This is a genomic window from Clostridium fessum (assembly GCF_003024715.1).
Lineage (GTDB): Bacteria > Bacillota > Clostridia > Lachnospirales > Lachnospiraceae > Otoolea > Otoolea fessa.
Genome location: NZ_PYLO01000003.1, coordinates 330,209 through 354,697 on the forward strand (window position 1 = coordinate 330,209; position 24,489 = coordinate 354,697).

The window sequence follows — 24,489 nt, forward strand, 5'->3', positions numbered from 1 at the left end:
GAGGCTGGCTGCCCTCAACCCGCCAATGGGCGTTGCCCCTTGACCCCAGCAGTGCGCTGCCGCCCCTGCACCCCGGCACAAAGGGCTGGCTGCCCTCTGTACTCCCGCACCGGCGAAGCTGGCCTTCACCGCAGAAGCGGTTTTTGCCAGTTTCACCGGCTCCGTATCCGTACATTTACGCCCATAGGCGAGAAGTGGATACAGAATACGCCTGCGGAAATTGCCAATCAAAACAGCGGGTGCAGACCCGATATTTTTTCGTAAATCGCCCTCATTTTAAGCGATTTTTTCTTCTGTCTGTATGACCTGAAAGCCATGCTCTTTTGCGTACTCCCTTGCAGCTGCCAGCCGTTCTTCGCTGTACGGCGGCACCAGCCGGATCGAAAGTCGGGACTTGTCCAGTACATAGGTCACGCTACCTTCCGGCGTACTGCGTTCCAAGCGGCACAGCAGAGGGTACTTCCGGCTGAAATCCTCCAGTCTGCGTTTCAAGCTGGCATTGAAGGTGTAGATACTGGCAATCGTCTCGCCCTCATTCCAGTTGATGATGGTTTCTTTTTCATATTTAGACAGCTTCCTCATACAGTTCCTCCTCATAATCAGTGTTTGCTTTCAGCGCACGCAGACTGCGTCTAATCCGGCGGTATTCGTCCATCTCCATACGCAGATGATGGTAAAAGGCTTCGTACCACCTTTCCTCTGTCTCTGTCTCAATTTTACGAGCAAGATGAAGCATCTGGCTTTTCGCCTCCGGGTCAACAGTCAATGCTGTCAGCCATTTCAGCCTTGTCACTGTGTTGTGATGGCTGGGGCAGGCGTAAGCGTAAAGTATTTTCTTTTCCTTCATATTCAGTTTCATAATGATCTACCTCCATTCATTTGATGCGGTATGTCCCGCATCGTTTATTTTTCTGTCTGCCGGTCTGTCTGCAAAATATTCCTGCCCGGATTCTCTCCCAGCGTATTGTCCTCTTTGGTGCGCTCTTATCGTGGCGTCACTTCCCCGGAGGTCATCCCCCTTGCAGTCGGTCATTCATTTTTCAAGGTTCTATGTCTCCTGACAAGAACCAGTTTACCGAAAAAAGAGGGCTTCTCCCGTATGTCCAAGACGCAGGAAAATCACACGAAAACCGCATATTTCCACGCTCTCGGAAATGTGCTATAATGGAAAACAAAACCGTTGGCAAGGAGGTGCTTTGATGTACACAAAACTGTCGATCCCGGAACGGCTCAAAGACCTGCGGGTGGTGGATAAGCACCTGACGCTGGAACAGCTGGCAGAACAGACCGGCCTGTCTAAGTCGGCACTGGGAAAATATGAGAGCGATGACTACAAAGACATCAGCCCATTTGCGATTGCGACACTGGCAAAGTTTTACGGTGTGTCCACTGATTATCTGATGGGTGTGTCAGAAAATAAAAATCACCCAAACACGGAGCTTCAAGCTCTGCATCTGAGTGACGCTATGGTGGAACTTTTGAGCAGCGGAAAGATCAACAACCGCCTGCTTTGTGAACTGGCGACTCATCCAAATTTTTTGCGGCTGATGGTTGATATGGAAATCTTTATTGACCAGATCGCTGATATGCGAGTGAACCAGATGAATCTGATTCTGGAAGCTACCCGGCAGACCATTCTGAAAGAACACGCACCGGGAGAAAATGATCTGTATATGCGGACGCTGGAATTGGGTCAGGTACAGGAGAACGATTTTTACAGCCATATCCTTCATGATGATCTGGACAGCATTGTCCGGGATATACGGGAAGCCCATTTGAAAGACAAGACCACAGCCGACCCACAGCCAACACTGGATGAGGTCAAAGAGAATTTTGAACAGGCCATACAGATGGGAACCGACACAGAAGCTATGATCCATGAGTTCTGTGATAAAATGCAGATTCCTTTTGAAAACATTTCATCCGAGGACTTTTCGGCTTTTCTGCGGATACTGAGCCTGTCCAAACTGCTTAAAAACCCAAACAATATGCGGGGAAAAGCCAAGTCACAGCCGTATTATATGCCAAAAAAGAAAAAGCGCAGGTAGCAAAAAGGCCATCCACTATAAAAGTGAATGGCCTCAGTTTTTCCACCTTCTCAGACGAAAATCATCTCAGACCGAATGACTTCCTCTGCCCGGTGGCGTATGCTGTTCATGTGACCGACCCATGCAAGCTGGTCTTTTGCTTTCAATTCCTCCGTGACTCCCTCTGTTTCTTTTATCTGGGCAATGATACAATCCAGACGGTTCTGTGCCTGCTCATCCAGATCGGCAAGATATGTCCACAGCTTTCCAGACAGAAGCAATTCATTGTACCGGTCGGGACAATACTCTTGCAGATATTCCCTGTGCATCCGTCCCCACCGTCCGATTGGGCGGCTTTCCTCCGGCAGCTGTAAGTCTGGAATATAGTAGTCTCCGACCAGAACATAGTCCAGACCGTTACTGTCATCATGGATATGCTTTTTCAATTTCTCCATAGCGACCTCCTGTTTTCGTTTTATCCGAATCCAGTTGATCGTGTCCCTGTTCATCTGTTATTCAAGGCAACTGAACTCGTCACCATGAATTATGGCACATCCTGGATTGGCTTTGGTGAGAATACCGAGCAGCTGAAAATCGTCCGCAGGGATACCGATCTTATGACACTTCGAAGAGAGGAAGGCACGATCTGGGGAACCTACAAGTTCCTTCGTATCCGCTGGGAAGGCTACTCTGTGCACGGCAATCGAAACGAAGCAACTCAGATGGTATGGGATGCAATTCTATTCGATACCGGAGAAATCTGCGTCTCCTTTGACGCGATTCCAACCAATAGTAGTTACCTGGCAGATTCCAGTCTGGTTGCCGGGAATGGCACGATTTCCTTTACAGCCCTTACTGGAAAGATCATCTCTTTTAAACCAAAGGACGAATCCGGGAATGGCTTTGAATATGTGGATCATGCGCCTGTTTTTCTTGATCCATATAACCGAAGATATCTCATCTCAGATGCAGATAGCACTCTGTATACCGTGGAAGAGAATGCGCTTGTGAAACTTAAGGAAATAGAACTTACAGCAGCGCTTTTTGAAGCACGTGGTGTACAGGATATCCCGGATGGAAAGCTTCTCATCACGCTGCATGATCCGACCATCCTTTATTGGCATGATTCCGAGAATCTATTCCCAGACATGAAGGTAAGCTACACAGGAGTGCCAATTCCACAGGTGCTTTATTCCGAAAGCATCGATATGTCAGATTCCACAATTCTTGGCATTGAAAAGGTAACTGCTGACTGCTCGGACGAGGTGCTGTTTGCTGTCTCATTTGATGACGGAGCAAGCTGGTGGAGCTGCATCAATGCAGTGTGGGCAAAGCTGTCCGAGGAGAAATCCGGAATGTCGAAGGCTGCTCTCGAAGCCATCAGTGTGGATTCCTGGGCGGAGAAAGCAACTACCGGACAGCTAAAATATCGATTTATCGTCAGCGGCGCAGACGGATATCTAAAGTCCATCACAACCGACTATCTGAATACGGAGGAATAATGATGCTGAAAGGAAAAACAGTAATTGAACTTACAGATGTCCATACCGGCAAAAAGGAGCACTACGAAGACACAAACCTGGTGACGGAAGCCGCGATGGATGTTCTGAACTGCAACATTAAAGGAATGCTTTATAACAGCACCACATTTAATGGCTCCACTGGAGATGATTGGATGCTGCCGCTTAAGAAAAATATCATGGGCGGCATCCTTTTATATCAGAATGCACTTGAGGAGCGTGCAGACAATATCTATGCTCCACTGAATAATCCGCTGATCGGCTATGCCTCGGATGATGCCAATAACACAGAGGATATCCGGCGAGGCAGTCGGAACCTCACCGAGAGCAAGGAAGTGGATGGCGGTTACCGTTTTGTCTGGGATTTTGCAACTTCTCAGGCAAATGGAACGATTTCTGCTATCTGCCTATCCAACACTCTGGCCGGAAAAGGAACGCAATATGCCGGTAACTACATGGTCAGAATTGGTACCTGGTCAGCAAATGTTCAGGATAAATATAAGCCTTACTGCATGCGTGGGAACAAGCGCGTTTATATCGGTGAAGGTTATCGCCTGGAAATGACCACTTACAATAACTCTACGCAGGCCACGCTTCGAAAGATTCATGATGATTATCTTCATGCAGCGCTCGTTGATCGACCGCTGACAAGAATGACCACGGAGGCAGATGAGGAAACCACAATCGAGCTGAACCATTACCCTTCCTACTACCACTATATTGGAGGACAGAAGGATGGAACGGAGGAACCATATAACGATAATTCTGGAATCTGGAATTATCTGTATCATGGTGCTGACGGAAAATGGTATGGATTAGTTCGACGAGCAAACCGAAAGTACAATTATACCAGCGGCAACAAGGACTACTACACTCACCAGAATTACGAGTGGTATATGGACTGTATTGACGGCAATAAATGCACTACACAAAAAATCGTAGCGCCAAGCGACATCAGTGAATTCTACAGCTTGGGTATGAGCGGAAAATGGCTCATGTGCTATACCGGCAATCAGGTGTATCGCATTGATACCACCAATGTGGCAAACATTGAGCTGGTGCCGAATATCACCTATGTTTCGTCAACCGTGTGGACCTATATTGTGGATGATGACATCGTAATCAACGGCTGGTATTTTCTGAACGGCGAGCCAAAGCTCTATGTACGAGATACACCGGATGCGAGCTATGCATCCTGGGGACGAAACCAGATGACTCGATATAAGACCTACGCGCTTCGTGAATGGATATTTCAATCGAATGTCTACAATCTGTACCGGGAGCTGTTCTTGATTACTCCCTACCTTGCCACCATCAATAACCTGGGCACTCCGGTCATCAAGACCGCAGATAAGACTATGAAAATCACATACACCATAACAGAGGAATAACTCTGTATCATTTCGGAATCAAGCATCTCATCATGAGATGCTTTTTTCATACTCAAAATTCAAAGGAGGAACAACATCATGAAAGAATTCTGGAACACGATTCAATTTGTATTTGCAGGTATCGGCGGATGGCTTGGCTACTTCCTCGGCGGCTGTGACGGTCTGCTTTACGCACTGCTTGCCTTTGTGGTAATCGACTACATCACCGGGGTGATGTGCGCCATTGCAGACAAGAACCTCTCCAGCGAGGTCGGCTTCAGGGGCATCTGCCGAAAGGTGCTCATCTTCCTGCTGGTCGGAATTGCAAACGTCCTTGATGTGCAGGTCATTGGCACCGGCAGTGTGCTGAGAACCGCTGTGATTTTCTTCTACATTTCCAATGAAGGTGTGAGCCTTCTGGAGAACGCAGCTCATCTCGGACTGCCTGTGCCGGAGAAAATCAAAATCGTATTAGAACAGCTCCATGACAGAGCAGAAAGTGAGGAAAAATAAAATGGCTTATACAAACAGCTCTCTGGTGTCTTACACCAAACTCAGCCCGAATCACTCTGGACAGCGCACCCATAGCATTGACCGCATTACGCCGCACTGCGTGGTAGGTCAGCTTTCCTGTGAGAGTATCTGTGGATGCTTTACCAGTCCTTCTCGTCAGGCTTCCTGCAACTATGGCATCGGCACTGACGGACGCATTTCCTTATGTGTTGAAGAGAAAAATCGTAGCTGGTGCTCCTCTTCTAATGCCAATGACCAGAGAGCCATCACCATCGAATGTGCCTCTGACAAGTCGGAGCCTTATGCGATGAATGATAAGGTCTACGCTTCCCTTATCTCGCTCTGCACCGACATCTGCAAGCGTAATGGCAAGAAGAAGCTTTTATGGTTTGGGGATAAGAACAAGGCCTTGAATTATGCACCAAAGTCCGATGAGATGGTGATCACTGTCCACAGATGGTTTGCCAACAAATCCTGCCCTGGCAACTGGCTCTATGCCCGTCTCGGTGATCTGGCCGCAAAGGTTACTGCAAATCTTGGTGGAAGCACTTCTTCTACTGAGGGTACCCTTTATCGTGTACAAGTCGGAGCTTATAAGAGCAAGGCCAATGCTGATGCACAGCTTGCCCACGTAAAGGCCGCTGGCTTTGATACCTATATGGTACAGATCGGAGGGCTCTATAAGATTCAGGTTGGTGCTTACCGTGAAAAATCCAATGCTGACAACATGATGGCAAAGCTCAAGGCTGCCGGTTTTGATGCCTTCATCACAACAGAATCAGATGCCTCTGTTTCAACGCTCAAATCCATTGATGAAATCGCGCGTGAGGTCATCCGTGGTGACTGGGGTAATGGCGCTGACAGAAGAAATCGCCTTACTTCTGCCGGATATGATTATGCGTCTGTACAGGCAAAAGTAAATGAATTACTGGGATAACCATCAGGGTCTATGTGGATTTGCGTCCATATAGGCCCTTTTTCTTTTTGTCTGCAAGGTGTATCAATGGTGCTTTCCTAACTTTTCTATAGACCTATTTTTATAGCCTATAAAGAAGTTTATACATAGACCTTGATGTACCTTGTCATTTTTATCCGCTCAAATCCACCACGAATCTCCAGTGGAAAGTGAAGAACTGAAACTGGAGGTACTTTTCATGCAGAAAGAAACAAAAGCAGTATTACAGGCAACGGATATCGCTTCTCATCTAAAGGCCGTACCGATATTATCAATCGAAATTCAACAGGATTACGACTACTTCATGGCCCAAAGAGCCAGCAAAGCGCTGCTCTCCTCTGGACTTATTTCCTTGGTGGAATTCAACAAATTGACGCAGCTAAACCGCGATACATTCTCTCCGATGTTCGTCGAGATTATGCCCAGAATCACTTGATATATGTGGCCTTTAGAGTGATGTATATACACTGACAAAGGAGGTGAATCACCATGAAGAAGGTAACCAAAATTGATAAAATCCAACCTTCACAGACTTCGAAAAAGAAGCTCCGTGTGGCTGCTTACTGCCGCGTTTCCACGGATTCTGATGCACAGCTCGAAAGTCTGGATGCACAGAAAGAGCACTATAAAAACTACATCACCTCCCGTGATGACTGGACCTTTGCAGGGCTCTACTTTGACGAAGGTATCACCGGCACCAAGGCTGATAAAAGGCCAATGCTCCTGCGACTAATCGAAGATTGTAAAGCAAAGAAAATCGACTTTGTAATCACCAAGTCCATCAGCCGCCTCTCCCGAAATACTACAGACTGCTTGGATATAGTAAGAACGCTTCTGTCACTGGATATTCCGATCTATTTTGAAAAGGAAAATATCAACACCGGCTCGATGGAAAGTGAGCTTTTTCTTTCCATCCTAAGCTCTATGGCCGAAGGCGAATCCGCTTCGATTTCCGAAAATAACAAGTGGAGCATTAAGAAACGCTTCCTGGATGGAAGCTATAAGCTTGGCTATGTGCCTTATGGCTACCGCTGGAAGGATGGAGAAATCCTGGTAGATCCTGCGCAGGCTGAAATTGTAAAACGCATCTTTCGAGAGCTTCTTTCCGGGAAAGGCACGGAGGCCATTGCCAAGGAGCTGAACCAGGAACAGGTTCCAACCAAGAAGGGCGGTCGCTGGACCTCTACCAGTATTCGCGATATCATCAGGAATGAAAAATACACCGGTGACTGCATTTTCCAGAAGACCTATACCGACAGCAATTTTAATCGTCACAAGAATGACGGTCACCTCGATCAGTACTATGTGCCAGATCACCATGAAGCAATTATCAGCCATGAGGATTTTGAAGCTGCAGCAGCCTTGATTGAACAGCGGGCAAGCGAGAAAGGCATCAAGAAGGGAAATGCTAAGTATCAACAGCGCTATGCCTTTTCCAGCAAGATTATCTGCGGCGAATGCGGGAATACCTTCCGTAGGAGAATCCATTCCAGCACCTACGGGAAATACGCAGCATGGGTGTGCAACACTCACCTGGAGGACAACAGCAGGTGCTCTATGCTTTATATCCGTGATGATGATTTGAAGCTGGCATTTACCACGATGATCAATAAGCTGATCTACTGCCACAAGCTGGTCCTGAAGCCTTATTTGAAAGCGTTACAGGAAAACACCGGCGATGCATCGCTTCTGAGTATCCAACAATTAGAAATACTGCTGGAGCAGAACACCGAACAGCGAGAAACCCTGCATAAGCTGATGGGACAAGGCTACATTGACCAGATTCTTTATACCCAGGAAAATAATGCCCTTCTCTCCCAGGCTGGCGAATATAGGAACCAAATTGAGCTCCTAAATCGCTCCCAATCACTGGATGCCACAAAGGTATACGAGACGGAGCGCCTGCTACACTTCTGCGAACGTGGGGAAATGCAGCTGGAATACCGTGAAGAATTATTTGAACTATTCGTGGATCACATTGAGGTTTACAGCCGCCAGAAAATCGGCTTTGCACTTCATTGTGGTCTTATTTTGAAGGAGATGATTTGATGGGACACACACCCTTCGGTTATCGGATCGAGAATGGCAAAGCAGTGATAGACGAAGCTGCTGCCTCTCAGGTTCGAAACCTTTACAAGAATTATTTACGCGGTCTATCCCTTACCAATGCCGCGAAGGAAGCCGGGCTTGCCCTTCTCCATGCAGGTGCCAAGCGCATGATGCTAAACAGGCATTACCTCGGAGATGACTTCTACCCGGCCATCATTGATCCGGCATCCTTCGACGCCGTCAGTGCGGAGCTTACCAAACGCTCCACAAAGCTCGGACGGAATGACCGCTGTATTGCACCAATCATAAAAAGGCCACCGACAGCCTTTCGACTTGGTGACATTACAGAGAATTATGAAAATCCGGTCAGGCAGGCAGAATACCTATACAGCCTGATAGAAAGCGAGGTCAAATAATGGGAAATGTTATGGTCATCCCTGCAAAACGGCAGGTCGGAAACACTGCCAGACAACAGAATGCAAAGCCAAAGCTTAGAGTCGCAGCGTATTGCAGAGTCAGTACTGACAGCGATGAGCAGGCTACAAGCTACGATGCTCAGGTCGAGCATTACACAGAATTTATACAAAAAAACCCGGAATGGGAATTTGCCGGTATCTACGCCGATGATGGTATTTCCGGCACCAACACCAAAAAACGTGAGGACTTTAACCGTATGATTGACGACTGCGAGGCCGGAAACATCGACATGATTATCACCAAGTCCATCAGCCGATTTGCCAGAAACACGCTGGACTGCCTGAAATACATCCGCCAGCTGAAGGATAAGAACATTCCCGTCTTCTTCGAAAAGGAATCCATCAACACAATGGATGCCAAGGGTGAGGTCCTAATTACGATTATGGCTTCCCTGGCTCAGCAGGAATCACAATCACTCAGCCAGAATGTAAAGCTGGGACTCCAGTTTCGATACCAGAATGGCCAGGTACAGGTAAATCACAATCACTTCCTCGGCTACACCAAGGATGCAGATGGAAATCTCATCATTGATCCGGAACAGGCAGAGGTGGTAAAACGCATCTATCGGGAATACCTGGAGGGCTACTCGATGGACCGGATTGCAAAAGGTCTGGAAGCAGACGGCATCCTCACCGGCGCTGGCAAAACAAAATGGTGGACCAGCACCATCAACAAAATCCTCCGAAACGAGAAATACATCGGCGATGCCCTGCTTCAGAAAACTTATACCACAGACTTCCTGAACAAGACCAGAGTGAAGAACAATGGCATTGTTCCACAATACTATGTAGAAGGCAACCATGAAGCAATTATTCCAAAGGACATTTTTTTACGGGTGCAGGAGGAGCTAGTACGCAGACGAGTGGTCAAGACAAGCGCCAATGGCAAAAAACGTTCCTACAGCTGCAACCACTGCTTTGCGCAGATTGTCATTTGCGGCGAATGTGGCGAAATGTTCCGCAGAATCCACTGGAACAATCGTGGCTGCAAGTCCATCGTCTGGCGCTGCATCAGTAGGCTGGAGCCGACCGGGCAGGAATGCCATGCAAGAACCGTCAATGAGCCGGTATTGGAGAATGTGGTAGTTCAGGCCATCAACACGCTCCTTGGCGATAAGTCCACCTACCAGGCGCAGCTTCAACAGAACATTGCAAAGGTGATCCGAAGCGCTCAGCAAAATACCGCTGATGGCATTGACGAAAAACTGCAGGAGCTTCAGAAAGAGCTTCTCAAAAAAGCCAATAACAAAGAAGCCTATGATGAGGTTGCCGACGAGATCTTCAAGTTCCGGGAACAGCGAGAAAAATGCACGTTTGACACTGCTGCCAGGGACGCACAGATTGCCCGCATCAATGAACTGCAGGATTTCATCAAGCAGCAGCCCGCACACCTGGAAGCCTTCGATGAGGCCCTGGTAAAGCACTGGCTCGAGCGAATCATCGTTTGGGAGGACCACTTCACTGTGAAGCTTAAGTCCAGACTGAAAATTGATATTAAAGGATAATCCCGTAGACGCACGAAACCCTCTCGACCATGATGACCGGGAGGGTGTTTTTGTTATTTTACAAAGGTTGCATCATCTCAAGAATGATTCCATCCGGGTCTCTGAAATAAAACGCTCTGCTTTCCCCAAATCCATCTGCCCTGAAATCGAAATACTGCGGTTCAGACAGGCACTCCACATGATTTTCGATAAGAGTTTTGTAGACAGAATCAATGTCATCCGTGTAAAAGCATACTTCTGAGATAGATGTCGTAAACAAATCTGATTGTTCTTTATGGATTTTGCTGTCTACAAACTGAATCAATTCAACCGGTGGTGCTTCAAGAGCCTTCGAACCATTCAAATATGCAACCCTTGCTTTACAATTTTCCTTACGGAACATTTTATCTGTCTCTTCGCCTTCCATAAAGATTTCCCCCTGAAATGCAAGCCCAAGAATATCTCTGTAGAAAGCAATCGAGCAATCCAAATCAGAAACGGTTAATCCAACGTGATAAATTCTTCCAACCATATTTAGCCTCCAATCATTTCTTTATTTCATCAAACTGGGATTTTACGCTTTCTTAATCGGATGTCTGATTACAGTTTTCCATTTCTCTGGGGCAACCTTTCTTGCATCAGACATATAAATCTCGTGGTGCAATCTATCTTTGTTAATATCATTAACATACCCATTTTGTTCTAAATAAGCATCCATAAGAGCAACGGTTGCTGGCTCATTATCAAAAGAACCTATATGCATAATTTGAACACATAATCCCTCATCAATCGTAAGATACTCTGCTGACGAACAATCAATTTTCTTCTTTTTCGTTGCTGTTTCTACCGCCCAGTCAAAATCAGCTTTAGAAATGAAATCAGGCAAACGGATAACAGAAATCCAGTTGAAAGCAGATTTATTTGTATAATCTACACTCTCTACATCATCCTGCCACCAAAAACCTTCCAATGGCGGAACAACATATTCAAAAAACCCTGCAATTTTATAATCGGTCTTGTAACTCATTTTTAATGTGTATGCAACAGCATATAGAATACTGATTGCGTGTTGATATGCCCCACCTTCTTCATTTGGATTGCCTTTTCCCCTAACTGCAATATAATTTGCCTTAGGTACATTTACAATCACTGGTTTATTCTTAGGCATATAAAATTCTTTAAATTCTTTCTTAAAATCAAAAGCCATAATAACCTCCAAAATCCTGATTTAAACGAGTCCAGCAAGGGGCTAATGCCCCTTATGCTTTTCTCTTTTCTTTTGCTGTTTCATTTCAAACAATCGCAGTTCTTCTGCTTCTTTTTTCTCTCTGCTTCTGATCTTGCGTTCCTGTTTGTTTTGTTCCTGTTGTAATTTCAATGCCTGCTGCGATTTTGTTCCAATACCGGTTTCCTGCATTTGCCTTTTTGCTTCACGCTGCATCCTTTTTGGATTTCTTTTTATATCCTTTACAACAGTATCAACAGCTGGACTGAATTTCAAACTAGCATAATATTTTTGAATATATTCCTGCACCTCATAATCTTTTGGTTCTGCACCAAAAGTCACCTTTGTTACAGATAACTTACCATCCTCGAAACGCTCAAATACGCCTACCCAGAATGGTTCTTCAAAATACACCGTCAGTTTTCCACTTACTTTGTCCATAAGAATCCCTCCTAAAATAATTGTTGAACAAAGAATGGACAACCCGGAGGGGCAGGTTACTTACCCTATTACATAGGACGGCTGGGCTACCTACCAGCTCTAGTACATTGCTGAATGTACATTGCGTTTTTATCTTTGTATTTATAATCAAGCCATATGGCACGATTAACTTAGTATGTCAAATACCGATTTACCGAATTTTTCCTTCACATCTATTCCACTGCTTGCAACCACCCCAAATGGTCGAGTTGCCGGATTGGTTGTCAGCCCTTTCCGTTTTCCAAAAATCAGCCCAAAATGCCTGACATCTAATCCACTGCCTCAAATCGTGACATCTAATCCGAGGTCACAACCTGACACACATTTTGCAGTGGATATGTTTCCATATAAGAAAACCGAGCTTTTTCAAAAGTCTGGCTTCAAATCCAAACTTCCGAAAAAGCCCGGAAATACGCCGCTTTCTGGCACTTGATTTTATTTCCTTGACATCAATACTACCGTCTCGACAGTTGTTTCAGTTTCCAAGGGAAGTTCTTTCACTTCCTCACCATCAACAGGCACAGGAAAATTGAATACGATCTTCTTTATCCAGCTTCCGTCTTTCCTTTTCTCCGGGAACATCTCAATTCGCTCGATAAAGGCCTTCATAAACTCCTTCTGCTCCGCTTCCATTGCGGAATGGTAGACTTCATCAAATGCCAGCAACAAGCGATAGATATTGTCTCCGGAAATCTTCTCCTGCTGGATGCTGCGGATCTGACTTTGCAATTCGCCAATCTGAACTTCGATTTCCTCTATGGTGTCATACTGCTCATCATAGCGGCGCTGCAAGTCCAAAATCTTTCTGTCATAGTGGGCATCATTGATGTCCAAGGTATCCATCTGACGCTCCAAGCGGCTTTTCGTTCCAAAGGCTTGCTTTAGCCGCCCTTGTAGGACAGCAATCTGCCGTTCCATATCTTCTGTATCAACTGCTGTTCCGATTTTCGCCTGAATCGCTTCTACAAACCGTGGATTGTTGACCATAGCGGAGATAACCTTCGCCACAAATTTGTTGATTTCCGTCTGCTCGATATTCAGACGGAAACTGCACTCATGCCCGGTAGGTGTTACCGTATTTTTGCAGTAGTAATAATACCGTGTTTTCTTGTCCTTGCTGTGCGCCTTGGCGATATTGCCGTACATACTCTTTCCGCAGCATGGGCATTTCAAGATACCGGACAGGATGTGTGCGTGGTCTGGATTGTTAACCTTTTCCCGCTTAAAAGAATTGATCTTGCGCTTTTCCTGTGCCAGATACCAATCCTCTTCGGAAATGATAGCTTCGTGTTGTCCTTCATAAACCGGGAACTCCGACTGCTCAACCACGTGCATCTCGTTTCTTGTACCCTGTTTCTTTTCTGTTCTTCGTCTGCCGTAAGCAATCTTTCCCATATAAACAGGATTGTACAATACATTTTTCACAAAATCTCTTGAAAATCCCGGAATGGTATTATTCTGTCTTAGTTTCTTAGTATAACCATTGCGGTTCAGATATTTTGCAACTCCTGCAACACCCTCATTAGTGTGAATGTAGCGGTCATAAATGACACGAATTACTTCCACTTCATCCTCTGCAATGACAAGGTTTCCATTTTCCAGTTTGTATCCATATGGAGCGAAACCGCCGTTCCATTTGCCCTCACGAGCCTTTTGCTCACGTCCTGCCATTGTCTGTGTGCGGATATTTTCTCGCTCAATCTCTGCCACCGCAGACAGCACAGAGATCATCAGCTTTCCTGCATCCTTGGAGCTGTCAATGCCATCCTCCACGCAGATCAGATTGACACCGAAATCCTGCATGAGTTGCAAAGAATTCAGAACGTCCGCTGCATTTCTGCCAAATCGGGACAGCTTAAAGACCAACACATAAGAAACATCATCTTTGCCGTCCTGAATGTCATTCAGCATCCGTTGAAACTCCTGCCGCCCTTGAATGTTCTTTCCGGAAAAGCCCTCGTCAGAATACTCCCCGGCAACGATCATATCCTCGTATGCCGCATACTTCCGCAGCTTGTCACGCTGGGCATCCAAGCTGTATCCGTCAACCTGCATCGAGGTGGACACTCTTGTATAAAGATAGCATTTAAGTTGTTTCTTTTTCAGAATCTCCACCTCCCTCATTCCTTCCTTTTACCATAAGTCCCTCGTTGCGGATATAATACTCCAAAAGCCACAGCACATAATCCGGTGCATGGCGGTTGTCCAATTCCCATTCAGTCATAGTCCGGTAAGGAATATGGACGAGCTTGCAAAAATCTTTCCGATTCAGTCCTGTGCTTTCACGCAACTTTATAATTCTGTTTTTACAATCCATCCGTCTTTTCTCCACAAAAGCAAAAAAATACACGTTGCGTAATCATTATAGCATAGCCATAGCGAATACGCAACGTGTAAATTGCAAATTTTATGCAGCCTTATCCGTCAGAAGCTGCGCTTGATTACTTTCCTCGGAATGCTCCACTCCCTGCGGTGCGTCCTGTTCCAATTTATCCAAAACCTGATGTCCATATTTCTGGAGCATCTGGCTCATAACATCCACACAGCGGTCAAATGCCGCATTATATTTCGCTTCCTCATAATATTTCTTCAATAGGCGATTCCTCCATCAAAGTTCCATATCCTGTCCACGCTTCCGGGCAGGGTGTTCGTGTTCCTGTGTTTGCTTTCCTCTGATGAGGATAGAATTGATAAAAGCCCGAACCTTTTCGGATGCGATTTCCAGTGCATCCAGAAAGGGTTGGGCTTTCTGTTTGAGTTCCATATATTTTTCGTTTACCGCTTCATACCGCTGCTTCCAGATGGAAACCGTCTTTTCTGCGGAAGCCAGTTTTTCTTTCAGACGCTTGTTGTCAGCATTGGCGATAATGCCATTGACCGCATAGCGTTTGAGTGTGTCGCATTCATCCGGTGTCAGCGTGATATTGTTTCCGAATGTGGCTTTTTTGCCCATTACTTCAATGTCCTGCACTGTCAGCGCAATGGTCTTTGCCGCCTTGGTTTCCTTTTGCAAAGATTCCAGTTTCTTTTTCTGTTTTGCTGTGGCAGCTTTGGCATCCTCCAAATTCTGTTCTGCCTGTGCCACCTGCCCGGTCACAGCTTCCAGCCGCTGCTGTTCTGCCTGCACCTTGAACTGGGTCACAGTCAGATGTTCCTCGGTGCTTCCACATTCTCCACGCTCCACATCGGTATAACCGGCGTTTCGCATGAAATTGAAAAAGTCATCCTGCAACACACTGTAGGATGACTTCAAAATCTTTTTCCCTTTTGCGTTGAGCATGGGATTTCCGTCCTCGCCAAGCACCGGCTTGGACTCCCATTTCTTACTGCGGCTGACCTGTGTGATGACCTCCTTAACGGTTCCCCGGAGGGCTTCATCCTTGCATCGCTTCGACCAAAGGATCTGCTTTTCCACCACCGGGATATAAACCACATGAAGGTGGTAGTGGTACACATCTTCGCCCAAAGCTTCGGACATTGCTCGGTTGCGCTCATCGGCGTGCATCACAGCGGAGAGGATATACTGCTCACCACCTACGATCTCCGCAGCAGCTTTGTAGGCATCGGCATAAAACTGTTTCGCAAATTCATAGCCGCCATGATTGTAGAAATAAGCGGAATTCACATCAAATACCAACTCACCGTATTTGACGGCATCCGGTTTCAGACCTCTGGTGGAGATCACGCCGTCTTGTTCCATCTGCTCAAACATTTTTACATAATCGTCCGTGGGTGCTTTGAAATGGACGTTCAGAGAAGTGCGTTCCGGCACGATGTCCTGATTGCTGTAGCTGTCCTTTTCACGCTCATTGTGTTCCTGTACCTTCGCCACATCAGCCGGTGTTTCCAAGTCCTGATTTCTGGCTACGGTACGGTCTATTCCATCATTTCTTGCCATTGGATTTTTCCTTTCTTTGAGATTTGCAACAGCGGAAGGCTGGAGAACGGCACTTTTTCAAAGTGTAATAACCCACTATGACACTTTCATCCATACTGGCTGCAAAGTGCCGTGGGCTCTCCGAGGGCTCTCCCGAGGGGGAATGCGGTCACTGCGGTGACCTCTGCTGACCAAGGCGAAAATGTCTGCGCCTTTTCCCATGGTCAGCCCGTCTGCATGAAGCTGTTCTGTGTCAACTTCCTCTTGCAGCCGGTGTCCACAGACACTTTTTCAAAAGCCTGTGGACATAGAAGCAGCCCGAACGAGAGGATGTGTGCTGTTTCTATAACAAGCGTTTCACGCTCTTTTGCTGCGTACATACGTACCAGCAATGGGATTTACTCGACCTGCCGCCATTCCTCCGGAATGTCCTCCGGTACGTACGTACACGGCGAATCTCCGTAAAACCCATTTATATGAGGTCGTGCAATGGCTTCCACTCCCATGAATCCCCAAACCCGCCGTCCGGCAGAGTTGGTGATGTTGTTGCAATGCTCCAGATTGAATTTTCTGGCATTGGCAATCATGGCGTCGCTGAAGCTGCGGGCTTTCAGCGGTGCAAGGGAGTTTTCCTCGCACCACATCCGGTAGATTTCATAGAAATCCTTGGAGCTGATGGACGCATCCGCTTTGCGCTGGATATATCCCTCTGATTCCATGAAATCAAAGATATTGTTGTTGTCACGCTTGACCGCTTCCCGATTTTCACGGATGCGGTCACTCTCCGTAAACTTAAAGTTGTTGGCAACAAGCCGCTGCAAGCCTTCAAATGCCCACAGGAAGATACCCTCGGCTTCAGCTTTCATCTTCTCTGCAAGATCAGGATCGTCAGCTCTGTCCACCTGCTTTTCCTTGGTGGTCAGCACAAGCTGTCTGCGATAAAATCCGTCGCTGCGGTCATACAAGGCTTGCAGATCACCGTTGCTGAATGCCAGCAATCGGGCGAACATCCAGCCCTGATAACTCTGCTTGCCTTTACGTTCCAAATCCATCTTGCCTTGTGCTGTCACGATGGATTTTACATAGTTGGTCTGGCGCAGAGCTTCCATCCGCATATCATCATCCACGCACAGGAGAATGTGTTCCAAATCGGCACGGGCGAAGCGGTTTTCAGAAATCTTGCCGATGCTGCCGTCTTTCATATTCGTGCCGAAGATGGTAGACAGTACCGCACCGATTTGAGATTTACCCTCGCCGCCGTTGCCTTTAATCACCATCATGCGCTGCCCCTTGTTGGAGGGAATCAGGCAATAGCCGATAAACTCCTGCAAAGTTGGAATGTCCTCGGCGTAAAGCAACCCATCCAGAAAGTTCAGCCAGATCACCGGCGCAGTAGCATCGGGATTGTAAGCAACCGGCAAACGGCTCCGCACGATAGCCGGTCTGCCCTCGGTAAATGTGCCGTTCAATAGCAGCGTACCGTTGGACAAATGAATCCGATCCTGCTCCGGTGGAAAGTCCGGCACTTGCGCTTCCAGTTTCAGCACTTCCAGAATGTTGGTGATCTTCCGGGGGATATTGTTTACGGCACAGAATTTCAGCTTGTCGTAAATCTCCCCACGCAGAGGAAGATCGTCCGTCACTCGACCATCGGGCGTGAAAAAAGCTCCGTTTGCGAAGATGATCCTGCGCTCTTGCAGAAATTCTTCACAAAACAGAGCTTCGTTGATGTTCTGCCCGTCAAACCACATGGGCAAGTTCATATCAGGCGTTTTCCGGTTCTTCGCCATGGTGCGCCACCTCCTTTTTCTTTTGTGCGGTATACTCTTGCAGAAAAGCAATTTTGCCGTCCTGCATCAGCTTGTCCACCAATGCCACCCGTTCTTCCAGATCACCCACCGTCAGCACATCTGCCATATATTCGATATGGCAGTGCATCTGGCAGGCTTCCACAAAACGGTCATCCAGAGCATCTTCCGGTGTCTTGGGAGCATAGCGCACTTTCCAATCTTCCAACAGATGCAAATAATCCGTCAGCACCCGGAAGCACAGCATTTCATCCTCCCGGAACTGACGGATATAGGGACGCTTCGGCTTGACCATAGCTGCGGCAGTGGGCGGTTTCGGGTCAAGCCCGAAGTCCAAAGCCAGCTTTTGCGCTGCTTCATAACTGCTCAGATTGAACAGCCTTGCCACAAGGTCGATCACATCCCCTTTGGCTCCGCAGCCGAAGCAGAAAAAATAGTCCTCATTCAGCTTCAAGCTCGGATGCCTGTCGTTGTGGAATGGGCAGCAAGCCATACCGTTGCGGTTGACATTCAGCCCGTAGTGTTCGGCGGCTTGCTTTATGCTGATTGCCGCCTTGATGGTTTCATAGATTGTCATAGAAAAACCTCCATTCATATTATTCTGGAAAGCACGAAGCACCCGCCGTGATTGGCAGGTGCTTCGCTCCTTCTATTATGGTTATGACGGATTTTTCAAAAAACAGGCTAATGACAGGACAATCCTGTTTCAAAAAACAGGACAACTTATCTGAGGACATAGATTTCTTCACATATACATGATATAATTAGAAAAATAAAAAACAGGACAGGAGGGTAAGCATGAGTCAAGAATTGATGACATTGGATTTCTGGCAGGATACGGTCATATATGAGGGGAAAACACTTCCTGTCGGCACTCTTGCCTGTGATGCGCTGAATGTTTCGGCGGATACTCTTGCCAAAATGAATGAACAATGCCAGAAAATTAATCTACTGCTTGGAATGCTGAACGCCGGACAGGACGCTTCTGCACTCTGTCCTATGGCAAAGGAAGCTACTCTGGCGATGCTGGATACTCTCAGCGAAACCCCGCCGTTCTCTTATATGGACATGCCAAAGCACAGAGAACGGATAGAAAGGGTTTTTACTGTCGAAAATGCCTTGAAATATGTGGAGTTTGCCACAAAAGCCGCAACCAATTCTTTGCAATTTGAAGAAATCCAGAACTATGCCGAAGCAATTATGCTGCAACGCTATACCGCTGTATGCGGGCATCTGGCTTACTCCCTTGGGGAATACCAAACGGCCATGCTTGATTTTGCAGAAAAATCAGACGGCAACGAAGCTGACCGCACCGCAGAGGGCTTTGCCAGAATGTTCGGCAATTATTTCCCGCCGGAGTTTTCCATCACGGTGGGCAATGCCTGGATGTCCACCCTGAACAACTCTGTTCAGTATGTATCCGTCATCCGTCCAGGCGAAAAAGTTGCGAAGCTGGTCAAGCGGATGCACTATGTATCCTTTGTGGGGATGTTCCGGTCTGATCTCTTTGAGGGCTTGTGTGTTGGCCATGCACCGAAAAAATGCAAAATCTGCAGCAAGTGGTTTCTGACCACCAATGCAAGGCACACCAAATACTGTGGTGGGTTTGCACCGGGTGACAAGCTGCGCCGCACCTGTCGGCAGATCGGCAATCTGAAAGGGCGAGAACAACGGGAGCTTGCGGACGATCATCCGGTGAAACAGATTTATGAGAAACGGCTGAACACCATAAACCGCTATGTGAAGCGTGGTACTCTGGACGCTGATCTTGCAGAGGTTATGAAAAAGCTGGCAAAAGACAAGATGCTCCGGGCGCTCAGCAATGTCACCTACGCCAAGGGCGATTATGAAAAGGAAATGGATCAGGCTGCTTTGAAGAAAGAAGCAAAGATGAAGAGTAGGTGATAAAAATGCGACATGATATACCTTTTCCAATACATAATGATTATGAAATATGCCACTATTTGAAGAATATTTGGGAATGTGGCTGGCTTGACGATTATTCTGATGAACATTTTCTTATAAAGGCAATAGAAAACAGGTTGACAACCTTTGTTGGATATACTCAAATGCTTAATAACGAGCCTAATCTTCATGGGGTAATCAAGGCTAAGGGCATTATTGACAACGATACCTTTAATTCAAATTTCTGCATGAATTTATCTGGCCGATTAGCGTGCTTAGAATCCGTATTTGGAAGCGACCACATGGAAAGATTCATCAAAGATCAGTTGTCGGCAGGAAAACAAAATTATAACGAAGATACATTTTTTGAAGCAGTGTCCGAAGTATCTGTTCTATATTTTTATACGTTCAGGAGCAGGTGGAAACAAGCCCTGTATGAACCTCCTATTGGCAAATCAAAGTTGTCAAAAAATCCAGAAGCGAGATTCATTGGCGAATTATCGTTGAATGGTGATGCTCAGAAAATTACTATCAATATAGAGGTGAAATGTCCCAAGTTCCCATCGATTGAGAATCAAGAATGCAAAATTGCGATACCTACCGTTTTGCTTTCTGATGAAGGTAGAAAAGAAATTCCAGCATTCTGCAAGGATAATGGGATTGTCTATATAAGTCCACGTGTTATGAAACTCAAAGATTTTCTTAACAGCGCTTCTTCGAAATTTTCTGTTCCACAAAGCAACGAGTACAATCTATTATATATAAATTGGTCATATTGTGACTTTGCTTCGAACAGTTTCCTTGAAGCATGGTCTTTGTTAACCAATGCGATAAATGGTATTCTTACGCATCCCAATGCTGCCCAGAGCATAGGTGTATCACCTGATGTTTTCAAAAAAATCACCGCTGTTATAATTTACACAGAAGCATTAGAGGGCTTGATGTTCTTAGACTTTCGAAATGTATGGCAAATGAATGGACGAGGACAAAGATTTCGAATGTGGGTATTAGACGAAAAGTTGCGCCATGCTGAAACAACTCGTGAATCTGATACCTTGTTTTATGTAACAGGGATGAAACCCAATGATGAACTTACGCAGATGGCAATGCTGGATTGCAAATCTAAAACAGATAGCGATCGAGTGAACAGCTCTTTAATTGGGTTAGAGTTAGTAGATTTGGTTGAGAAATACGCCGAAAAATATTGAGATTCATTCTTGGAAGGAGGTGCGCTATGCTGAATGATTTTACATGGGATATGACCGGATACATACCAAAACACCAAGTCAATCCGCACGGTGACGGCATCATTCCTTATGCGGCAGAGCGCATCTTCCAACTGGAACCGGAGCCTCCAGCGGTGGGCAATCTGAACGAATATATCCTGTCTGCCTTGCAGGAAAAGAATTTGATATATTTCTCATTCTTCCTACACCACTACGAGCCGCAGCTTAACAAGCGCATCAAAGACTTTCTCGGTGTGGATGGCGGCGATCTGTACGACACAGACCGATTTATAGATATAAAGCTCTCCTGCCGGGAGCAAATGCTCCAAAAGCTGATGGACTATGACCTTGCCAAGGGTGCAGAGTATGCTACATACATTTTCCCGTTCATCCGGGATGCTATGCTCCGTTTTCGCATGGGCGAAGAAAAATGGTCGGTGTCCTCTCTGACCAATTACAAAATGGTGCGGTCAATGGCTTGGCTGTACCACAATACCAAGGATGCGGTCAACGAATTTTCCAAGAAATACAACTGCGATCTTGCCCTTGCGGAAGAATATCTGAAAGTTGTCCGTGGAATCCGCAATCAGCAGCCTTTCTATGTCACAGACGAGGACGGCGAAGAAACAGGCGAGGATGTAGCCCTTGACGATAGCTGGAACTATACCGATATCCTCTGGAACGGCATACAGGCAGAAAAGGTGCAGCGGGCATTTGAGAAACTGAATTACCGGGAACAGACCTTGCTCGAAAACCGGTTAGCAATTTGCATGACCTGTGGGCGTGTCAGCTCATGGAAAGAACGCCCCACCTTTGAAGAACTGGCGGTTATGTTTGAGGGCAGTACAGCCAGCGGTGCAGAACGAGCCTACCGAAAAGCAGTGGACAAGTTGACGGAATTGTTGGTTGCCGAGGGCGCAATCCATGCAGTCCGGCTAAAACAGAAATCCAAGATCAAGCGAAAAAAGAAAATCGCCGCCGCAATCTACGAATATCAGGCAGACTGCGACGGCGAATGGGGCGAAATATCATTAGATTTTGAGAACGGCAAGGCAGAGGTCATTTTGCTTGCCGATTGGGATACAGTGAAAACAAACAAATTTGCAAGCAGAGCAATCGCCTATCTTCTGAACTGTGAGAACGAAAAATTACCCAAGGAAATAATGGTGGCCTTTGAATAACGAGGGAGTGAGATACATGGAACAATTATTGATTATTGAAGATGATATAGGGTTGAATCAGGGTTTAAGTAAAGCACTGAAAGCAGATGACCGTCAGATTATATCCTGCCAAGACCTAAAAACGGCGAAGGAACAGCTTCTTTGCGGCGGTGTATCCCTGATCCTGCTGGATATCAATCTGCCGGATGGCAGCGGGCTCGAGCTGCTCCGGGAGGTCAAGGAAAACACACCCTATATTCCTGTTATTCTGCTGACTGCCAACGACACCGATCTGGACATCGTAGACGGACTGGAGAGGGGCGCTGATGATTACATTACCAAGCCCTTTTCTCTTTCGGTTTTGCGGGCAAGGGTGAATACCCAACTGCGAAAGCAAGCGTCAAGCCATAAAAATGCGCCGTTCCATATGGATCTATTTCACTTTGACTTTGAGGCTATGACCTTTTATGTGGGAGATTCAAAAGTGGAATTGAGTAAAACAGAACAAAAATTACTGCGTCTGCTTGTTGAAAACCGTGGTCGAACCATGACCCGTGGAGACCTTGTCGACCGGATCTGGACAGATGGCGCAGAATATGTGGATGAAAATGCTTTGTCTGTTACGATCAAGCGTCTGAGGGATAAGCTTGGCGCACAGAAATACATTAAAACCATCTACGGAATCGGTTATAGCTGGGTGACAAAAGATGAATAAAACCGGCATTGTGATCATACTGCTGTGTTTTCTGGCGGCGGCAGCTGTTGTGTTATGGGAGCGGAGAAAGACCAGAAAAACGATGGAAGAAATCGAAAGGATGCTGGACGCTGCCATGACCAGCTCCTTTTCTGAAACCAATTTTGATGAAAGCCAGCTGTCTGCATTGGAAACGAAGTTTGCGCACTATCTTTCCGCAGCAGAAGCATCTTCTCAAAATATAGCTCAGGAAAAAGACAAAATCAAAACCTTGATTGCGGACATTTCCCACCAGACGAAAACGCCGATTGCAAATCTGCTGTTATACAGCGAGCTTTTGATGGAGGAAACTCTGCCTGCATCGGCGAAGGCAAATGTGGAGGCGCTGTACAAACAATCGGAAAAGCTGCGATTTCTGATCGATTCTCTCGTAAAGCTTTCCAGACTGGAAAACGGGATCATTTCACTCTCCCCTCAGCAAGCAGCGCTGCAGCCGCTGCTTGAAAGTGTGGTAGAACAATATACTGCCAAGGCTTCTGAAAAAGGATTGTCTTTGCAACTGCAGGATACAGATGCTTTTGCTGTATTCGACTTCAAATGGACAGCGGAAGCGCTGGCTAATATCGTAGACAACGCCATCAAATATACAGAGCATGGCACCATTACTATTTCTGCCGTAAGCTATGAAATGTTTGCAAGGATCGATATATCGGATACCGGTTCAGGCATCCCGGAAAATGAGCAAGCGAAGATATTTGCTCGCTTTTACCGCTCAAATAGTGTGCAGAAACAAGAAGGGATCGGCATCGGCTTATACCTTGCCCGACAGATCATATCCGGCGAGGGCGGTTATATCAAGGTTGCTTCCGTTCCGGGAAAAGGAAGTACGTTTTCCATATTTCTGCCGAAATAACAACAATTCTATCAAAACTGTTAGATTTCATTTTCCGCCGGAAAGAATGTGGAAAGATTCCTATGCGATAATCTGTATGTATCAAAGGATCATTTCCTTTCATACATACAGATTTTTTTATGGAGGTACTCATTTATGGAAGTTTTACAGGCAAAAAACCTGAAAAAGATTTATGGCTCCGGCAATAACGCAGTTCATGCGTTGGATGGAGTTGATTTAAGTGTAAAGAAGGGCGAATTTGTTGCAATTGTCGGCACATCCGGCTCCGGCAAATCCACGCTGCTGCACATGCTGGGCGGGCTGGATCGCCCTACAAGTGGCACGGTCATGGTGGACGGACAGGATATTTTCTCCCTGAAGGAGGAAGCGCTGACCATCTTCCGCCGCAGGAAAATCGGCTTTGTGTTCCAAGCATATAATCTTGTTCCGGTGCTGAATGTGTATGAAAATATTGTTCTACCCATTGAGCTGGACGGTGGCAAGGTCAATAAGGATTTCGTACAGCAAATTGTACAGACACTTGGGCTGGATGATCGTCTGGATGCCCTGCCCAATCAGCTCTCCGGCGGTCAGCAGCAGCGAGTAGCCATTGCCCGTGCGCTGGCGGCAGCACCCGCTATCATTCTGGCAGATGAACCCACCGGCAATCTGGATTCCAAAACCAGCCAGGATGTATTGAGCCTTTTGAAAGTCACCAGTCAAAAGTTCGCCCAGACAATCGTAATGATCACTCACAACGAAGAAATTGCGCAGATGGCAGACCGCATTATCCGTATCGAAGATGGTCGGATCGTCTCCCAGAACTAA

At 46.5% G+C, this 24,489-nt stretch carries 27 protein-coding genes; 15 read left to right on the forward strand and 12 right to left on the reverse strand.

The window, feature by feature from the left end; genetic code table 11:
* Positions 1-276 precede the first annotated feature (276 nt).
* Together C7U56_RS10830 and C7U56_RS10835 are read right to left on the reverse strand one after the other, a co-directional pair.
* Entirely contained in the window at positions 277-582 is a 306-nt protein-coding gene (locus tag C7U56_RS10830) for a hypothetical protein (protein WP_004612788.1), read from the reverse strand.
* Positions 566-859, reverse strand: a complete 294-nt coding sequence (locus tag C7U56_RS10835) for a hypothetical protein (protein WP_002594258.1) — start codon at positions 857-859, stop codon at positions 566-568. Before C7U56_RS10835 ends, C7U56_RS10830 begins: the two co-directional genes overlap by 17 nt.
* A gap of 340 nt (positions 860-1,199) precedes the next feature.
* Between C7U56_RS10835 and C7U56_RS10840 the strand changes: the two genes are divergently transcribed.
* Positions 1,200-2,048 (forward strand): helix-turn-helix domain-containing protein, encoded by an 849-nt coding sequence (locus C7U56_RS10840; protein WP_107001217.1) that lies wholly within the window; start codon positions 1,200-1,202, stop codon positions 2,046-2,048.
* Positions 2,049-2,098: 50 nt separating this feature from the next.
* Here C7U56_RS10840 and C7U56_RS10845 read toward each other — a convergent pair whose 3' ends face one another.
* Complete coding sequence (locus tag C7U56_RS10845) at positions 2,099-2,482, reverse strand: TnpV protein (RefSeq protein WP_002593334.1); 384 nt, start codon at positions 2,480-2,482, stop codon at positions 2,099-2,101.
* Positions 2,483-2,566: 84 nt separating this feature from the next.
* Between C7U56_RS10845 and C7U56_RS10850 the strand changes: the two genes are divergently transcribed.
* The 8 genes from C7U56_RS10850 (at position 2,567) to C7U56_RS10885 (ending at position 10,415) form a co-directional block, all read left to right on the forward strand.
* Positions 2,567-3,529 (forward strand): hypothetical protein, encoded by a 963-nt coding sequence (locus C7U56_RS10850; protein WP_107001218.1) that lies wholly within the window; start codon positions 2,567-2,569, stop codon positions 3,527-3,529.
* Complete coding sequence (locus C7U56_RS10855; RefSeq protein WP_233430249.1) at positions 3,529-4,938, forward strand: hypothetical protein; 1,410 nt, start codon at positions 3,529-3,531, stop codon at positions 4,936-4,938. The genes C7U56_RS10850 and C7U56_RS10855 overlap by 1 nt, the downstream gene beginning before the upstream one ends.
* 78 nt (positions 4,939-5,016) lie before the next feature.
* Positions 5,017-5,430 carry a phage holin family protein gene (locus C7U56_RS10860; protein WP_107001220.1) on the forward strand — a complete coding sequence of 138 codons (414 nt, stop codon included), beginning with the start codon at positions 5,017-5,019 and terminating at the stop codon, positions 5,428-5,430.
* Between the two features lies 1 nt (position 5,431).
* Positions 5,432-6,367 carry an SPOR domain-containing protein gene (locus tag C7U56_RS10865; RefSeq protein WP_107001221.1) on the forward strand — a complete coding sequence of 312 codons (936 nt, stop codon included), beginning with the start codon at positions 5,432-5,434 and terminating at the stop codon, positions 6,365-6,367.
* Positions 6,368-6,584: 217 nt separating this feature from the next.
* Positions 6,585-6,821: an SHOCT domain-containing protein gene (locus C7U56_RS10870; RefSeq protein ID WP_233430250.1), complete on the forward strand. Its 237-nt coding sequence runs from the start codon at positions 6,585-6,587 to the stop codon at positions 6,819-6,821.
* Between the two features lie 53 nt (positions 6,822-6,874).
* On the forward strand, positions 6,875-8,434 hold the full coding sequence (locus tag C7U56_RS10875; RefSeq protein WP_107001222.1) for a recombinase family protein: 1,560 nt from the start codon (positions 6,875-6,877) through the stop codon (positions 8,432-8,434).
* The gene (locus C7U56_RS10880) at positions 8,434-8,850 is read left to right on the forward strand and encodes an integrase (RefSeq protein ID WP_107001223.1); all 417 of its coding nucleotides are present in this window, start codon (positions 8,434-8,436) and stop codon (positions 8,848-8,850) included. The genes C7U56_RS10875 and C7U56_RS10880 overlap by 1 nt, the downstream gene beginning before the upstream one ends.
* Positions 8,850-10,415, forward strand: a complete 1,566-nt coding sequence (locus C7U56_RS10885) for a recombinase family protein (protein WP_107001224.1) — start codon at positions 8,850-8,852, stop codon at positions 10,413-10,415. Before C7U56_RS10880 ends, C7U56_RS10885 begins: the two co-directional genes overlap by 1 nt.
* Before the next feature lie 58 nt (positions 10,416-10,473).
* Here the strand turns inward: C7U56_RS10885 and C7U56_RS10890 are convergent, their stop codons facing one another.
* The 9 genes from C7U56_RS10890 to C7U56_RS10930 all read right to left on the reverse strand — a co-directional run bounded on the left by C7U56_RS10890 (position 10,474) and on the right by C7U56_RS10930 (position 18,361).
* Positions 10,474-10,926: a VOC family protein gene (locus C7U56_RS10890; RefSeq protein ID WP_107001225.1), complete on the reverse strand. Its 453-nt coding sequence runs from the start codon at positions 10,924-10,926 to the stop codon at positions 10,474-10,476.
* A gap of 42 nt (positions 10,927-10,968) precedes the next feature.
* On the reverse strand, positions 10,969-11,601 hold the full coding sequence (locus C7U56_RS10895; protein ID WP_107001226.1) for a GyrI-like domain-containing protein: 633 nt from the start codon (positions 11,599-11,601) through the stop codon (positions 10,969-10,971).
* Between the two features lie 42 nt (positions 11,602-11,643).
* On the reverse strand, positions 11,644-12,060 hold the full coding sequence (locus C7U56_RS10900) for a YjdF family protein (RefSeq protein ID WP_107001227.1): 417 nt from the start codon (positions 12,058-12,060) through the stop codon (positions 11,644-11,646).
* Between the two features lie 474 nt (positions 12,061-12,534).
* Positions 12,535-14,214, reverse strand: coding sequence for a recombinase family protein (locus tag C7U56_RS10905; protein ID WP_420867024.1), 1,680 nt, complete (start codon positions 14,212-14,214; stop codon positions 12,535-12,537).
* The gene (locus C7U56_RS10910; protein WP_015540908.1) at positions 14,186-14,416 is read right to left on the reverse strand and encodes a helix-turn-helix domain-containing protein; all 231 of its coding nucleotides are present in this window, start codon (positions 14,414-14,416) and stop codon (positions 14,186-14,188) included. The genes C7U56_RS10905 and C7U56_RS10910 overlap by 29 nt, the downstream gene beginning before the upstream one ends.
* A 90-nt stretch (positions 14,417-14,506) precedes the next feature.
* On the reverse strand, positions 14,507-14,692 hold the full coding sequence (locus C7U56_RS10915) for a hypothetical protein (RefSeq protein ID WP_021683581.1): 186 nt from the start codon (positions 14,690-14,692) through the stop codon (positions 14,507-14,509).
* Between the two features lie 15 nt (positions 14,693-14,707).
* Positions 14,708-15,997 (reverse strand): plasmid recombination protein, encoded by a 1,290-nt coding sequence (locus tag C7U56_RS10920; protein WP_107001229.1) that lies wholly within the window; start codon positions 15,995-15,997, stop codon positions 14,708-14,710.
* Positions 15,998-16,374: 377 nt separating this feature from the next.
* Positions 16,375-17,766 (reverse strand): DNA primase family protein, encoded by a 1,392-nt coding sequence (locus C7U56_RS10925; RefSeq protein ID WP_107001230.1) that lies wholly within the window; start codon positions 17,764-17,766, stop codon positions 16,375-16,377.
* A complete protein-coding gene (locus tag C7U56_RS10930) occupies positions 17,741-18,361 on the reverse strand; it encodes a CHC2 zinc finger domain-containing protein (RefSeq protein ID WP_107001231.1) in 621 nt (206 codons plus the stop codon). Before C7U56_RS10930 ends, C7U56_RS10925 begins: the two co-directional genes overlap by 26 nt.
* A 221-nt stretch (positions 18,362-18,582) precedes the next feature.
* Here C7U56_RS10930 and C7U56_RS10935 point away from each other — a divergent pair, with 221 nt between their 5' ends.
* The 6 genes from C7U56_RS10935 (at position 18,583) to C7U56_RS10960 (ending at position 24,489) form a co-directional block, all read left to right on the forward strand.
* Positions 18,583-19,689, forward strand: a complete 1,107-nt coding sequence (locus tag C7U56_RS10935) for a DUF6076 domain-containing protein (protein WP_107001232.1) — start codon at positions 18,583-18,585, stop codon at positions 19,687-19,689.
* A 5-nt stretch (positions 19,690-19,694) separates the two neighbouring features.
* Entirely contained in the window at positions 19,695-20,897 is a 1,203-nt protein-coding gene (locus tag C7U56_RS10940) for a hypothetical protein (RefSeq protein WP_107001233.1), read from the forward strand.
* Positions 20,898-20,923: 26 nt separating this feature from the next.
* Positions 20,924-22,096 carry a sigma-70 family RNA polymerase sigma factor gene (locus C7U56_RS10945; RefSeq protein WP_107001234.1) on the forward strand — a complete coding sequence of 391 codons (1,173 nt, stop codon included), beginning with the start codon at positions 20,924-20,926 and terminating at the stop codon, positions 22,094-22,096.
* A gap of 16 nt (positions 22,097-22,112) precedes the next feature.
* Positions 22,113-22,790: a response regulator transcription factor gene (locus tag C7U56_RS10950; protein ID WP_107001235.1), complete on the forward strand. Its 678-nt coding sequence runs from the start codon at positions 22,113-22,115 to the stop codon at positions 22,788-22,790.
* Complete coding sequence (locus tag C7U56_RS10955) at positions 22,783-23,682, forward strand: sensor histidine kinase (protein WP_107001236.1); 900 nt, start codon at positions 22,783-22,785, stop codon at positions 23,680-23,682. The genes C7U56_RS10950 and C7U56_RS10955 overlap by 8 nt, the downstream gene beginning before the upstream one ends.
* A 135-nt stretch (positions 23,683-23,817) precedes the next feature.
* Positions 23,818-24,489: an ABC transporter ATP-binding protein gene (locus tag C7U56_RS10960; RefSeq protein WP_006858253.1), complete on the forward strand. Its 672-nt coding sequence runs from the start codon at positions 23,818-23,820 to the stop codon at positions 24,487-24,489.